At 69.1% G+C, this 14,442-nt stretch carries 8 protein-coding genes; all 8 read right to left on the reverse strand.

Annotated elements, in window-relative coordinates:
* Position 1: 1 nt before the first annotated feature.
* Positions 2-661, reverse strand: coding sequence for a hypothetical protein (locus O6P37_RS07250; protein ID WP_269893418.1), 660 nt, complete (start codon positions 659-661; stop codon positions 2-4).
* Complete coding sequence (locus tag O6P37_RS07255) at positions 658-1,074, reverse strand: acyl-CoA thioesterase (protein WP_269893419.1); 417 nt, start codon at positions 1,072-1,074, stop codon at positions 658-660. The genes O6P37_RS07250 and O6P37_RS07255 overlap by 4 nt, the downstream gene beginning before the upstream one ends.
* Positions 1,071-5,948, reverse strand: a complete 4,878-nt coding sequence (locus O6P37_RS07260) for an NAD-glutamate dehydrogenase (RefSeq protein WP_269893420.1) — start codon at positions 5,946-5,948, stop codon at positions 1,071-1,073. The genes O6P37_RS07255 and O6P37_RS07260 overlap by 4 nt, the downstream gene beginning before the upstream one ends.
* A gap of 94 nt (positions 5,949-6,042) precedes the next feature.
* Complete coding sequence (gene ettA / locus O6P37_RS07265) at positions 6,043-7,716, reverse strand: energy-dependent translational throttle protein EttA (protein WP_269893421.1); 1,674 nt, start codon at positions 7,714-7,716, stop codon at positions 6,043-6,045.
* A gap of 66 nt (positions 7,717-7,782) precedes the next feature.
* On the reverse strand, positions 7,783-8,253 hold the full coding sequence (gene ssb, locus O6P37_RS07270) for a single-stranded DNA-binding protein (protein ID WP_269893422.1): 471 nt from the start codon (positions 8,251-8,253) through the stop codon (positions 7,783-7,785).
* A gap of 153 nt (positions 8,254-8,406) precedes the next feature.
* A complete protein-coding gene (locus tag O6P37_RS07275) occupies positions 8,407-10,401 on the reverse strand; it encodes a cytochrome c oxidase assembly protein (RefSeq protein WP_269893423.1) in 1,995 nt (664 codons plus the stop codon).
* 33 nt (positions 10,402-10,434) lie between these two features.
* Positions 10,435-12,780: a glycerol-3-phosphate 1-O-acyltransferase gene (locus O6P37_RS07280; protein WP_269893424.1), complete on the reverse strand. Its 2,346-nt coding sequence runs from the start codon at positions 12,778-12,780 to the stop codon at positions 10,435-10,437.
* Positions 12,777-14,408 carry an HAD-IB family hydrolase gene (locus tag O6P37_RS07285; RefSeq protein ID WP_408633129.1) on the reverse strand — a complete coding sequence of 544 codons (1,632 nt, stop codon included), beginning with the start codon at positions 14,406-14,408 and terminating at the stop codon, positions 12,777-12,779. Before O6P37_RS07285 ends, O6P37_RS07280 begins: the two co-directional genes overlap by 4 nt.
* Positions 14,409-14,442 lie beyond the last annotated feature (34 nt).

A 14,442-nucleotide genomic window follows, 5' to 3' on the forward strand; every position in this document is an offset into this window, starting at 1 on the left:
GTCAGCGCAGCACCAGGGCGGGATCGCCGCGGCGGCGGTAGACCGATCCGAAGCGGGCGTCGATGCGCAGCCACGTCGGCAGCACCCGGACCCGGACGATCTCGTCGGCGGCCACCGCCTCCCCCGACTGCGGCAGGAATCCCATCGCCGTCAGCGCGAAGACGCACCGCATCGGGATGCCGACGCTGTCGTCGGCCGAACTGACCGCCACCACCTCCTGGTCGAGCAGCGAGGCGGGCGGGCCGTGGGCGCTGCTGTGCTCCTTGGCCAGTTCGGCGCCGCGGGCCGCCAAGTCCAGTACCGCCCGGGCGGGCACGTCGTCGAGATGGACGAAGCCGCTGTCGGGCGGCAGCCCGCCCCGCCACGCCGAGTCCATCGGGAATCCGGTGTCGACGAACCCGTCGGCACCCGCCGCAGTCAAGCCGTGAGCGAGTGCGTCGGCGCCCGCACTGAGGTCCGCGGGCCGCGCCCGCCCGGCGACCACCCGGCTGGCCAGCACGTCGAAACCGGTTGCCACCCAAGCGACGATGTGGTCGGGTGAGCGTTCCCGCAACCGGATGACGGCTGCTTCGTCGAGGCGCAGCGCACGGTCGACGAAGATGGCGAGGTCGTCGCGGTGCCGGGCGTCGTCAAGCCAGATGCCGCGTTCGTGCGCACTCATCGCAGATGACGCTGCAGGTAATCCCTCTGCGCGCTGGTCAGGCGCTCGAGCCGTTGCTCCTGGATGTGCACGGCCGCGAGCTGGGTGTCGGCGATCACCGCCGGCTTGGAGTCCGGCGCGGCGCCGACGGAGCGCACCTCGTACCCCACCGTGAAGTCCACCGCGCGAACGCGTTTCGACCACATCGTCACCTGCAGCGGCGAATCCACCAGCCGCAGCTGACCCTTGTAGACGATGTTCACCTCGGCGATCAGCAGTCCGATGGTCGTGATGTTGTCGCCGAAAGGCTCGCGCAGGAACGGGATCCGCGCCTCCTCCAGGAGGGTGACCATGGTGGCGTGGTTGATGTGCTGGTACATGTCGATGTCCGACCAGCGCACATGCACCGGTGCGGTGAACCCTACTGCCGTCATCCGGCTCCTGTTCCGCTCGTGCGAGTCATGCTGCGGATCTGGCGCGCCGCCACCGACAGCGTGGCCAGATCGCGCTCGTCATCCTCGTAGATCTCGGTGAGGGTGCGCCGCGCCCGCGCAACCCGTGAACTGTTGGTCGCCTCCCACTCGGCGATCTTCTCCTCGCCGTTCTCCTCGACCTCACCGACGGCCAGCACGTCGAAGCAAAGCGCCCGCAGCGATCCGTAGATGTCGTCCCGAATCGCCAACCGCGCCAACGAATGCCAGCGATCGCCGCGCGGCAGCTGCGACACCGCGGTGAGCAGTGCATCGGTGTTGAGGTGGTCCATCAGGGCGAAATAGGTGTCGGCGACCTCGGCGGGTTCACGGTCGACGATGTCGGCGATGTCGATGATGTCGAGCAGGCTGAACTGGTACAGCCCGCTGGCCACGATGTAGGCCAGGTCCTCCGAGGCGCCGTTGCGACAGAAGTCGGCAGCCTCCTTGTCGACGATCGCCTCGTCGTCGCCGCGCAGCCATTCGCGCATGCGAGGCGTGAGCGACTCCACCTTCTTGGCGAACCGGTTGATCTCCGCGCCGACGGCCAACGGCTGTGGTCGGTAGTTGAGCAGCCACCGTCCGGCCCGGTCGACCAGCCGGCGCAGATCGAGCGTCATCCGGTCGGACACCGACACCGGCAGGTCGGTGGCGCGGATCTGCCGCCACACCTCGCCGATCCGGAAGATCTCGTTGGTGGCGACGAAGCTGCGCACCGCGTCGGTCGGCCCGACGCCGGCGTCCTCGGTGATGCGGTAGGCGTAGGTGATGCCGCTGGTGTCGACCAGGTCGTTGACGAGCATCGTGGTGACGATCTCGCGGCGCAGCTCATGGTTGCGGATGTCGGCGCCGTAGCGCTCCCGAAGCGTGGACGGGAAGTACGTCGGCAGTCTCGACGCGAACACCTCCTGGTCGGGCAGATCGCCGACCAGCAGGTCGTCCTTGAGCGCCAGCTTGACGTGGGCCATCAGGGTGGCGAGCTCCGGCGAGGTCAGACCGATCCCAGCCTCCAGCCGCCTGCGGATCTCCTTCTCCGACGGCAGCGCCTCCAGTTCGCGGTTGAGCCCCTTGTCGGCGACGAAGTCCTTGATCATCCGGGCGTGCACGGGAAGCAGGCTGGCGGCGTTGGCGCGGCTGGTGCCCATCAGGTCGTTCTGATCCTCGTTGTCCGCCAGCACCAGCCGACCGACCTCGTCGGTCATCGACACCAGCAGATCGGTGCGGTCGGCGGGGTCGACCTTGCCCGCGGTGACCAGCGAGTCGATCAGGATCTTGATGTTGACCTCGTGGTCGGAGCAGTCCACACCGGCGGAGTTGTCCAGCGCGTCGGTGTTGATCCGCCCGCCGGCGAGGTCGTACTCGATCCGACCCAGCGAGGTCACGCCGAGGTTGCCGCCTTCGCCGATCACCTTGGCGCGCACCTGGTTCCCGTTGACCCGCACCGGATCGTTGGCGCGGTCGCCGACGTTCGAGTCGGCCTCGGTCTCGGCCTTGACATAGGTGCCGATGCCGCCGTTGAACAGCAGGTCGACGGGCGCCTTCAGGATCGCCTTGATCAGCTCGGGCGGCGACATCTCCTCGGCATCACCCTCGATACCGAGGGCGGCACGCACCTGCGGGCTGACCGGTATGGATTTCTGCTGGCGCTGGTAGACGCCGCCACCCTCGCTGAGCAGCGAGGTGTCGTAGTCCTCCCACGACGAGCGCGGCTGGTCGAACAACCGCTTGCGCTCGTCCCAGGACGACGCCGCGTCCGGGTCGGGATCGAGGAACACGTGCCGATGGTCGAAGGCGGCGAGCAGCCTGATGTGCTTCGACAGCAGCATGCCGTTGCCGAACACGTCTCCGCTCATGTCGCCGACACCGACGACGGTGAAGTCCTCGCTCTGGGTGTCGACTCCCATCTCGCGGAAGTGCCGTTTGACCGACTCCCATGCGCCCTTGGCGGTGATGCCCATCGCCTTGTGGTCGTAGCCCACCGACCCACCGGAGGCGAAGGCGTCCCCCAGCCAGAAGTCGTACGAGCCGGCGACCTCGTTGGCGATGTCGGAGAAGGTGGCGGTGCCCTTGTCGGCGGCCACCACCAGGTAGGCGTCGTCGCCGTCGCGGCGGATCACCTCAGGCGGGGTGACCACGTCGCCGCTGGCCTTGTCGACGTTGTCGGTGACGTCGAGCAGTCCGCTGATGAACAGCCGGTAGCAGGCGATGCCCTCGGCACGCTGCGCATCCCGGTCGGTGGCCGCGTCACCGGTCAGGTCCGGGGGCTGTTTGACGACGAAACCACCTTTGGCGCCGACCGGGACGATGACGGCGTTCTTGACCGCCTGCGCCTTGACCAGGCCGAGGATCTCGGTGCGAAAGTCTTCGCGCCGGTCCGACCAGCGCAGCCCGCCGCGGGCGACGTGCCCGAACCGCAGGTGCACGCCCTCCACCCGGGGCGAGTAGACGAAGATCTCGAACTTCGGTCGCGGCAGCGGCAATTCGTCGATCAGGCGCGGGTTCAGCTTGAGCGCCAGCACGTTCTGCGCCCGTGCCGAGTCCGCCGCGGTGACGAAGTAGTTGGTGCGCAGGGTCGCTTCGATCATCGAGGCGAACGCCCGCAGCACGCGGTCGGTGTCGAGGCTGACCAGAGCGTCGATGTCGGCGGTGACGGCCGCCGCGGCCTTCTGTGCGTCGCGGCGCTTGTTCGAGCCGCCGTCCTGCCCTGCGCCAGGGTTGAACAGCGCCTCGAACAACGTGACGAGTGAGCGTGCGGTGCCGGCGTTGTCGTTGATCACCGACTCGATGTGGGATTGACTATACGGAAACCCGGCCTGCCGAAGGTATTTCGCGTAGGCCCGCAGGATGACCACCTGCTGCCAGGTCAGGCCGGCGCGCAGCACCAGTTCGTTGAAGCGGTCGATCTCCATGCGGCCGTGCCAGATCGCGGTGACGGCGTCGGCGAAACGGGCCTCCATCGCCTCCTGCTCGGCGCCCGCCGGCGCGTCGGGGATGCTGCGGTGCGGCGTCACCCGGAACTGGTAGATCCACACGGCGAGGCCGTCGGCCCGCTTCACCGTGAACGGCCGCTCCTCGAGCACCACCACACCCATCGACTGGAGCATCGGCAGCAGCTGGCTCAACGACGCCGACCGGCCGCCCAGATACCAGGTCAACTGCCCCACCCGGTCCTCGCCGCCCTCGGCGAACACCAGCTTGACCGAATCGTCGGTGAGTTCCTCGATGATCGCGATGTCGTCGATCGCGTCCAGCGGGTCGACGGCCTGCTTGTAGTCCTCGGGGAACGCCACCGCGTAGTGCTCGGCGGTGCCCTGGGCGATCGACCCGCTGCGCACCGCGCCGGTCAGCCGGTCGGCCCAGGTGCGGGCCGCCGCGGTCAGCAGGTCCTGGATCCGGCTCTCGTTCTCCGCCGAGGTGTCGACGCGGGCGGGTTGCTCCGAATGCGGCAACCGGACGTTGAAGTGCACCACCGCCCAGGGTGACTCGCTCACCCTGGCGGTGTAGTCGATGCTCTCGCCGCCGAGTTCGCGAACGAGGATGTCCTGCATCTCCAGGCGGACCGCCGTCGTGTAGCGGTCGCGCGGCAGATACACCAGACACGACACGAAGTGCGCGAGGTGGTCCGCCCGCAGGAACAGCAGCGCACGGCGGCGCGATCCCAGCTCCACCACCGCCATCGCCATGTCGAGCAGCTCCTGGGCGCTCAACGTGAGCAGCTCGGGGCGCGGCACGGTCTGGATGACGTCGAGCAGCAGCTGGCCGGGGTGGCCGGGGTCGCGTTTGGCCAGCGCCAGCGCGTCGTTCACCCGTCGGCATGCCAGCGGGATCTCGGTGACGTTGGCGTTGAGCGCGGCCACCGTGAACAGGCCGACGAAGCGGTGCTCGACCGTGTCATCGCTGCCGGAGCCGTCGCGTTCGCGCACCACGACGATGTACGGGTATGCGCCGTATCGCAGGTAGCTCGGGATGGTGGCCTGCGCCAGCACCAACAGGTCGTCGTCGGCGGCGAGCTGCGGCAGCACATCGGTGCGGCGCCGCAACACCCCGAGTCTGCTGTCGGGGTCGACGGACGCCCGGCCGTCGGTCACCGGGCAGCGCTGGCACCCCAGCAGCACGAAGTGTCCGTCGGCCAGCCAGCGCATCAGCGCGGCGACGTCCTTGCGTTCGGCGCCGGGGAAACGGCCGCCGGAGTCGTCCTCCACCTCGTCGGCCAGGCCGTTGAGGGTGGCCACCATCGCGTCCGCGTCGAGGGCGACCTGCCGGGCGTCGGCCAGGATGTCCGGGAGCAGGCGCTTCGCCTCGGCGAGCGCGTCGCGGTCGGTCTCACCGCTGAGCGCGATGTGCACCCATGCCTCGCGAGTGTCGGAGTCCGAGGCATCGTCAATCGAGGCGTCGTCGTTCGGGGCGTCGGCGTCGGCGGCCGCGATGTCCTGCAGGTCTCCGTCAGCGTTGCGTCGCACCCGGAAGACCGGGTTCATGATCGCGCGGTAGGCCACGCCGAGACGGTGCAACAGCACGGTCACCGAATCCATCAGCAGCGGCGCGTTTTCGGTGACGATCTGCAGGGCCGGACCGACTCCGGCGTCGTCGGCGACGGGATGGGTGGCGACCAGCGTCTCGCCCGGCGAGCGACGCCGGCCGAGCCGGTAGTGCGAATCAACCAGTTTCGATGACACCGCCCGCTCTGCGGAGGCCGGGTCGTCGGCGCCGGGCTCCGACGACTCGTCGTGGATCCCGCGGAACGCGGCGACGAACGCGCCGGCCAACCCCTTCGCGGTGTCGGGATCGGGTGTCTCCGTTGCGGGCTGCTCGTCCTGCGCGGCGCCACGTCCCGTCATGCGGATCACTCCTGACTCACACGTGCGCACCGGCACTGGCACGCACGAGCGACCTTAGTCGCCCCCCGGTCGCCCGCGGCCCCGCACGGTGCGATCAGTCGCGTGTCAGCCGGCGATGGGTGACCCGGTGCGGCCGCGCCGCCTCCGCGCCCATCCGCTCGATCTTGTTCTCCTCGTAGCCGCCGAAGTTGCCCTCGAACCAGAACCACTTGGCCTCGTTGTCGTCGTCGCCCTCCCACGCCAGGATGTGCGTGCAGGTGCGGTCGAGGAACCAGCGGTCGTGGGAGATCACCACGGCGCAGCCCGGGAAGTTCTGCAGCGCGTTCTCCAGCGAGCTCAGGGTCTCGACGTCGAGGTCGTTGGTGGGCTCGTCGAGCAGGATCAGGTTGCCGCCGACCTTCAGGGTGAGCGCGAGGTTCAGCCGGTTGCGCTCACCGCCGGACAGCACGCCGGCCGGCTTCTGCTGATCGGGGCCCTTGAACCCGAACGCCGACACGTAGGCCCGCGACGGCACCTCGTTCTGCCCGACCTCGATGTAATCGAGCCCATCGGACACCACTTCCCAGACGTTCTTCTTCGGATCGATCTGCGAACGGTTCTGGTCGACGTAGCTCAGCTTGACCGTCTCGCCGACCTTGACGGTCCCGCTGTCGGGCTGCTCCAGGCCGACGATCGTCTTGAACAGCGTGGTCTTGCCCACGCCGTTGGGCCCGATGACCCCGACGATGCCGTTGCGTGGCAGCGAGAAGGACAGGTCCTTGATCAGCGTGCGACCCTCGAAGCCCTTGTCGAGGTGGTCGACCTCGACGACCACGTTGCCCAGCCGGGGCGGGGTCGGGATCTGGATCTCCTCGAAGTCGAGCTTGCGCGTCTTCTCCGCCTCGGTGGCCATCTCCTCGTAGCGCTGCAGGCGGGCCTTGTTCTTGGCCTGACGGGCCTTGGCACCCGAGCGCACCCAGGCGAGCTCCTCCTGCAGTCGCTTGTGCAGCTTGGCGTCCTTGCGCCCCGAAACGGCGATGCGTTCGGCCTTCTTCTCCAGGTATGTCGAGTAGTTGCCCTCGTACGGGTACGCGTGGCCGCGGTCGAGCTCGAGGATCCACTCGGCGACGTTGTCCAGGAAGTACCGGTCGTGGGTGACCGCCAGGATGGCGCCCTTGTAGGCGGCGAGGTGGTGTTCGAGCCACAGCACGCTCTCGGCGTCCAGGTGGTTGGTGGGCTCGTCGAGCAGCAGCAGGTCGGGCTTGGACAGCAGCAGCCGGCACAGGGCGACGCGCCGTCGCTCACCACCGGAGAGGTGCGTGACGGGCTCGTCGGGCGGCGGGCAGCGCAGCGCGTCCATCGCCTGCTCGAGCTGCGAGTCGATGTCCCACGCGTCGGCCGCGTCGAGCTCCTCCTGCAGCGTGCCCATCTCTTCCATGAGCTCGTCGGTGTAGTCGGTGGCCATCAGCTCGGCCACTTCGTTGTACCGGTTGAGCTTGCCCTTGATCGCGACGCCGGATTCGACGTTCTCACGGACGGTCTTGTCCTCGTCGAGCTGCGGCTCCTGCATCAGGATGCCGACCGACGCGCCGGGCGCCAGGTAGGCGTCACCGTTGTTGGCCTGGTCCAGGCCCGCCATGATCCGCAAGACGCTCGACTTGCCGGCCCCGTTCGGGCCGACGACGCCGATCTTGGCTCCCGGGAGGAAGTTCAGGTTGACGTCGTCAAGGATCACCTTGTCGCCGTGCGCCTTGCGGACCTTCCGCATCGTGTAGATGAATTCGGCCATGCCGGGGTTGTGCCTTTCGGTTGGCGGGTGATGCTCGCGGACCATCCTAGGCGTGGCCGGATGGCGCTAAGCGGTCAGTGGCAGCGGCTCGGACTCGTCCGGCGAAGCCTCGGCGGCGTCGCTGTCGGCGTCGTCGCCGTCGGCGCCGCGTGCCTGCTGGTCGTCGGTGGCGATGTCGGGGTGCCTGCGGCTCTCTATCCGCACGATGCACCGGGAGAGATCGGGCCCCACCGAGGTGGCGCGCACCTCCGTCGAGGTCCGGCGCACACCTTCCTTGTCCTCGTACTCGCTGGTGTACACCTGTCCAACAACGATGACGGCGTCTCCCTTCCCGAGGGCGGCTCCAACGCCGGTCACCAGCTTGCCCCAGCAGCTGACGCTGACGAACAGCGAGTTGCCCGGCTCCCACTCGCCCTCGGCCGTGCGCCGGCGCGAGTTGCTGGCCACCCGGAACCGCATGACCTCCTGGTCACCGGCGCGGTGCCGGACCGGGTTGTTGACGATGTTTCCCACCACGGTGATCGGTGTCTCGAACATTCGGTGTGCCCTTTCGCTTCCTGATGCGGCGGCTGTGCGTCGCCGCTGCCCCCATTGACCGCAGCGGCACCGACGGAAGCGGGGTTCCCGCCGCCGGAGGGGCGGCGGCTGGGGATGAACCCGGGACTGTGGATCGATCCGGCGGTCGGCCGGTCAGCGACCCTCGCGGCGGGCCAGTTCGGCCAGCATCGCGTTGTAGGCGGCCAGGTCGGCGTCGTCGTCGCGGTCGGCGGCGCGGTCGAGTCGCTTGGCGGTGCGCTGGTCGCTGCGCCGCCACTGGATCAGCAGGGCGATCATGACCAGCACCAGGGGTATCTCGCCGGCGGCCCACGCGACGCCGCCGCCGAGTTTCTGGTCGCCGAGCAGGTCGGTGTGCCAGCTCAGCTGCAGCGACCGGTAGAACGGCTCGGCCAGCACGCTCTGGGTGCCCATGAGCACGACCCCGAAGAAGGCGTGCAGCGGCAGGGATGCGAACACCATGGCCAGCTTGCCCAGTTGCGGGATGGGTCGCGGCGTCGGGTCGACGCCGATCACCACCCAGTAGAAGAGGTAGCCGGTCACCAGGAAGTGCACGTTCATCAGGACGTGGGCGGCGTGGCTGGTGACCGCGGAGTCGAAGATGCCGCCGAAGTAGAGGCCGTAGAAGCCGGCCACGAACAGCACCAGCGCCACGATCGGATTGGTCAGGAACCGCGACACCCGGGAATGCAGGGCGGCCAGCAGCCATTCGCGCGGACCGGGCGCGCCGCGGCCCGCGGTCGGCAGCGCCCGCAGCGCCAGCGTGGTGGGGCCGCCAAGCGCCAGCAGGATCGGCACCAACATCGACAGCAGCATGTGCGCGACCATGTGGACACTGAACATCGCGGGCATGTACCGCCCGATGCCCGACGACGTCGTGATCAGCAGAGCGGCGCAGCCGCACAGCCAGGCCGCGGTCCGGCCGGCCGGCCACGCGTCGCCACGCCTGCGCAGCCGTCGCACCCCGAGCAGGTAGACGGCCGCCAGCACGATCGCCGCGGTGCCCAGGATCAGGTCGAAACGCCAGTCGAAGAGGATGCGTGCCACGGTCGGCGGGCCGGCGAGGTCGTAGCCGATCTCCACCTCCACCGGACTCGGCTGGGTGCGCAGCGACGGCGGCGGGGTCCGGCCGAGCCCGACGGCGATGCCGAACGTCAAGCCAAACACCACCGCCTCGGTGAGTGCGAGCCGCAGCAGGGGTCCGCGGGCGGACGGATCGGCCCGCAGCGCCGCCACGCCGCGTGTTCGTTGCCGCCACCCCAGCGCGCCGAGCACCACCAGGGCGGTCACCTTGGCCAGTACCAGCGCGCCGTACTCGCTGCGCACCAGCTCAGCCGGAGGCACCCGCACCAGCGCGTTGACGATTCCGCTGACCGCCATCGCGACGAAGCACCACAGCGCGAGCGCCGAGAAGCGCCTGGCGGCCAGGTCCGCGTGGTCGCCGCCGCGCAGGGCGTGCGCCAGCAGCGCGAGCAGTCCCCCGGCCCACAGTGCGCCGGCGATCAGGTGGATGAGCAGGCTGTTGGTGGCCAGGTCGTGCGCACCGCCCGACGACGAGTGTCCGGTCAGCGCCAGCGGCACCAGGCTGATCAGCGCGCCGGCCAGCAGCGCCGGGGTCCACGACCAGCGCAGCACCGGCATGGCCGCCACGGTGACGGCGGCGGCAAGCAGCGCCGTCCAGCGCCACGCGCCCGCGACGTCGACGAGGTCGGCGGCCGCCCAGATCTCAGCCGGACCGAGGTGGTCGCGCAGCGGCTGCCCCGATACGTCGGACACCGTGAGCGGAACGAGCAGCGCTGCGCACAGCGCCCAGATCGCCGACGCGGCGGTGCCGAGCCGCAGTGCGCGGTAGCCCGCGGCGTCGAGCACACCGCTGGCCTGCGGCGGTGTCAGGAAGGCCGCGAACAGGAATGCACCGACCGCCACCACCGCCGCGATCTCCCCGGCAGCCCGCACGAACGGCAGCCCATAGGTGGTGACCGGCCCGGGATCGGGCAGCCCGGTGGCGCTGAGCGCGTCGGCCAGCGACAGCGCGCCGATGCCCGCGGCGGCCGCCCCCGCCAGCAGCCCGACGCCGACAAGCACCGGCCACACTGCGCTGGTGCGCACCCGGGCCGCCACGGTCGTCATGCGTCCAGGGTATGAGGTGCGGAGTCGGCCGCCTCAGCCGTCCTGTCCGGAGCGGCGCTGCGCCTCGCGCTCGCCGAACTGGGAGCGTGCGAGCTGCTCGACGCTGTCCATGTCGTCGAGGATGCCGCACAGTTCGATGTGGAACGCCTCGCGGCGCCGATCGAGGTCCTCGGCGGGCGACAGCAGATCCTGGTCGGCGGCCACCTGGCGGGCGGTGGCGAACAGCAGCGCCGACACCGACTCGGTGCTGCGCACCCGGTTCTGCGCGACATACTGCTGTCCCAGGCCGAGCGCCAGCTTCGTGAGGTCCTTCTCCGCGATCTCCGCGGGCGCATCGCGCAGCACGTCGGCGGTGATCTCGTAGGCCTCGAAGAACGGCCGCAGCATGGCCGCGGCGATCAGCGGCCGCTTGGCCCGCAGCAGGCGGTCGACCTCCTCACCGCCGGCCGAGACGTGTTCCTCCCAGTCGGCGTGCCACGACATCTCCTCGGCGACGTGGTCGCGGAACGCCGCGGAGTCGGCGAAGTAGAAGTCGAACTTCAGCAGGTCGCGCAGCCGCATCGCCTGCGACCAGAACGCCGCCAGGTGGTCGCCGTCGCTCCGCCTGGCATAGGCCAGCGCGAGTTCGACGATCGAGGTCTCCAGGAAGGCGTGGATCAGGGTGTTGCGGTAGAAGGCGGCCTGGTGCTCGTGCTGCGGTGCGATCGACCAGACCGGTTCCCGTCCGCTGTCGACCCTGGTGACCGGGTGCCCGTTGGACAGTGCGTCGACCGCGGCGAGCACTCCTTCCGGCGTGCGTAGCCGCAGCGCGCTGTTGGTCATCGGAGTCTGTTTGCGGTGCAAGTAATCCAGCGAGTCCTGCAGCGTGTGGTGCAGCTGGTCGAGGGTCAGCGCGACGCCACGGGTGGCCAGCAGCAGCGCGGACACCAGTCCGGTCGCGTTGACGGGGGTGACCTGCAGGATCCGCCAGGCCACCTCGAACGCCATCTTCTGCAGCGCAAGGCGTTTGACGGCCTGGTCCTCGGCGGCCGGACCGTGCGCCGGGCCGAGGTACTGCTTCATCGACACCGCCTCGGGGAAGCGGACGTAGATCTTGCCGAAGTTCCGCTCGCCCTGGGCCTTGATGAAGTTGTACAGCCAGCTCACACCCTCGGCGGCCTTCTCTCCACCGCGGGCGTACTCGGCGTACTCGGCGGTCTCGTGCAGCTGGTCGAAGCTGATCGAAACCGGTTGCAGCAGAAGGTCGTCGGTACGTCCCGCGAGATATGCGTCGGCGACGTAGGACAGCAGGCCCAGCTTGGGCGGCAGCATCTTGCCCGTCCGGGACCGGGTGCCCTCGATCGACCAGCTCAGGTTGAACCGCTTCTCGACGACATAGCCGATGTATTCCTTGAGCACGTACTTGTACAGCGCGTTGTCGCCGATGTTGCGCCGGATGAAGATCACCCCGGAGCGGCGGAGCAGCGACCCCAGCGGCGGGAAGTCCATGTTGATGCCGCCGAACGTGCTCACCGGCGGAAGCCGGTTCTCGTACAGCGCGACAGTGAGCACCGGGTTGTCGAGATTGGACCGGTGCGACCACAGCATCACCGCCGGATGGTTCTCCAGGTTGCGCCGCATCGTCTCGACCTGTTCGCGGTCGTAGTCGATGCGCGGATCGAAACCGCGGCTGAAGATGGCGCGGCTCAGCGCGGGGATCAGGTCGATGGACACTCTGCTCCACCCGGTGGCCATCTCGTCGAGCATCGCGCCGGCCTTCTCGAGGTCGGCGCCGTCGATCTGCTCGAGTCCGGCCCGGAACCGGGCCGATGCCAGCATCTCCGGCTTGACCAGTCGCGGCGACTTGTACTCGGGACCCAGAAGGCGGTACTCGACCCGCTCGATGGCCAGCGCCGCCCGGCGGAGCACGAAATGCGCGAAGTCCCTTGGGTTCTCCGCGACCGTCGTGTCACTCCACTGCTGCCGGAGCTCGGAGACCTTGGCGGGCTCGCCGGCCACCACACGGGCCCGCGACGGATCCTTTTTCAGGATGCGCCGCTGCAGCATCTCCGGCGGGCGGTAGGTGTCGCGTCCGGAGATCAGCGAGACCACCTTCGAGCGGGTCGGCAGGCCGCCGGGCACCCAGAACACCCGCACCGGCACGACGGTGCGGTCCTGGTCGGCCTCGAGTTCGGAGACCAACCGGGCCAGCACGCCGGGCGGCGGGTCCTCGACGACGGGTAGCTGCAACACCTCGACGCGCACGTCGGGATGGTCACGGCGCTGGGCCTGCAGCCAGTCCTCGAGCAACTGGACCTCCGCCGGCGAGGAGGCCGCAGCCAGCACCAGCGCGTCGTCGGTGGTGGTGAAGCTGTCGAAGTAGTCGGCTGGGCGTTTCACGGGCGGCCTTTCGCACCGGGCTTCTTCGCGCCCGGGTTCTTCTGTGCGGCAGCCTTCTTCGTCGGCGCCGCCTTCTTTGCGGCAGTCGTCTTCTTCGCAGGCGCGGCTTTCTTCCCGGCAGTGGCCTTCTTCGCAGGCGCTGCCTTCTTCGCCGGTGCGGCCTTCTTCTCGGGCTTCTCCGGGGACTGCCCGGCCGGTCGCTTGTACAGCGCAGGCGTCGGCAACTCCTGGTGCGGCCAGGCTTTCAGCGTGTCGAGGTAGATCTTGCGGATCTCGTCGATGCGCTCGGGCAGGTCCTCGACCGTCCAGCCGTCGGTCGAGATCGGCGGGTACACCGCGATGTCCACGGTGCCTGGGTTGAATGTGCTGGAGTCGCGCGCGGCGACCACCTCGGCGTTGCGGATGACGATCGGCACGATCGGGATGCCTGCGGACATCGCGATCCGGAACGGCCCCTTCTTGAACTCGCCGACCTCGGTGGTGTCAAGGCGCGTGCCCTCGGGTGCGATGAGGATCGAAAGTCCCTTGCGGGCGAGTTCTTCGATCTTGTGCAGCGCCTCGACGGCCTTCTTGGGGTCGTCGCGGTCGATGAACGCCGCATCCATCACCTTGCCGATGGTGCCGATGATCGGGTCGTTCTCGAGCTCCTTCTTGCCCACCGAGGTGAAGTCGGTCTCGACGAGCCGGCCGGCGATCAGCGGGTCGGCCTGGTTGCGGTGGTTGAAGATGAACACCGCCGGCCGCTGCGCGGTCAGGTTCTCGCGCCCGAGCACGTTGAGGTTGATGCCGGCGGTCGTCAGCACCAGCCGGCTCCACGCCGACGTGAAGAAGTTCACCCCGCTGCGCCGGTTGCGATTGAGCAGACCCCATCCGACGGCGCCCGCGGCGACCGGCACCAGCGAAGCGATGCCCGCGACCGTGCGCAACTGCGAAACCGGGCTGCTGCCGGAGCGACTGGTGAACCGCAACACCGGCCACCCCCGTTTGGCGGCCACGGCCGCCAGCTTGCCTGCGGGATTGGTCGGCCTCGGATTGCCGACCAGGTACATCAGCGCGACGTCCTCGTCGCCGTCGGCGTAGAAGTAGCTCTTGGCGAGGTCGACGCCGTTGCGGGCGGCGAACGCCTGGACGGCCCTGGCCTTCCCGGGACCCCAGATGATCGGTCGAGTCACCTCGCCGGTGATGCAGTCGTTCTCGTCGGTCTCGAACTTGTTGCTGAGCACGTTCTCGATGCCGAGGTACTCGGCGACCGGCTCCACCTGGACCGTCAGCGCGGACGAGCTGAGCACCACGGTGTGCCCGCGTGCCATGTGCGCCCGTACGAGGTCGCGCATCTCGGGGTAGATGCGGTCGCGGACGTGCTTGTCGAACAGTCGCTCGGCCAGTTCGTCGACGTCGGACAGCGAACTGCCGCGCAGCATTCGCGCACCCTTGCCGATGAGATCCTCGAACTCCGAGCGGCCCAGTTGGTGGTTGAGCCCGGCCTGCACCATGCCCATGAACTCGCCGACGCCCATCTGCCGACGGCGCAACCGTTCGCGGGTCATGATGACGCCGGTGAATCCGGCCACCAGGGTGCCATCGAGGTCGAAGAAGGCGCCGATCTCCGGGCCGCCGGGGCCGCCCATGATCTCGGCCACCGATCCCGGCAGCCGGATGGTC

The sequence above is a fragment of the Mycobacterium hippophais genome, assembly GCF_027529605.1.
GTDB classification, from domain to species: domain Bacteria; phylum Actinomycetota; class Actinomycetes; order Mycobacteriales; family Mycobacteriaceae; genus Mycobacterium; species Mycobacterium arseniciresistens.

Excerpts from the sequence above, each read along its gene's own strand:
- O6P37_RS07250 (WP_269893418.1), bottom strand. The coding sequence starts at position 661 with ATGAGTGCGCACGAACGCGGCATCTGGCTTGACGACGCCCGGCACCGC.
- O6P37_RS07255 (WP_269893419.1), bottom strand. The coding sequence starts at position 1,074 with ATGACGGCAGTAGGGTTCACCGCACCGGTGCATGTGCGCTGGTCGGAC.
- O6P37_RS07260 (WP_269893420.1), bottom strand. The coding sequence starts at position 5,948 with ATGACGGGACGTGGCGCCGCGCAGGACGAGCAGCCCGCAACGGAGACA.
- ettA (WP_269893421.1), bottom strand. The coding sequence starts at position 7,716 with ATGGCCGAATTCATCTACACGATGCGGAAGGTCCGCAAGGCGCACGGC.
- ssb (WP_269893422.1), bottom strand. The coding sequence starts at position 8,253 with ATGTTCGAGACACCGATCACCGTGGTGGGAAACATCGTCAACAACCCG.
- O6P37_RS07275 (WP_269893423.1), bottom strand. The coding sequence starts at position 10,401 with ATGACGACCGTGGCGGCCCGGGTGCGCACCAGCGCAGTGTGGCCGGTG.
- O6P37_RS07285 (WP_408633129.1), bottom strand. The coding sequence starts at position 14,408 with ATGGGCGGCCCCGGCGGCCCGGAGATCGGCGCCTTCTTCGACCTCGAT.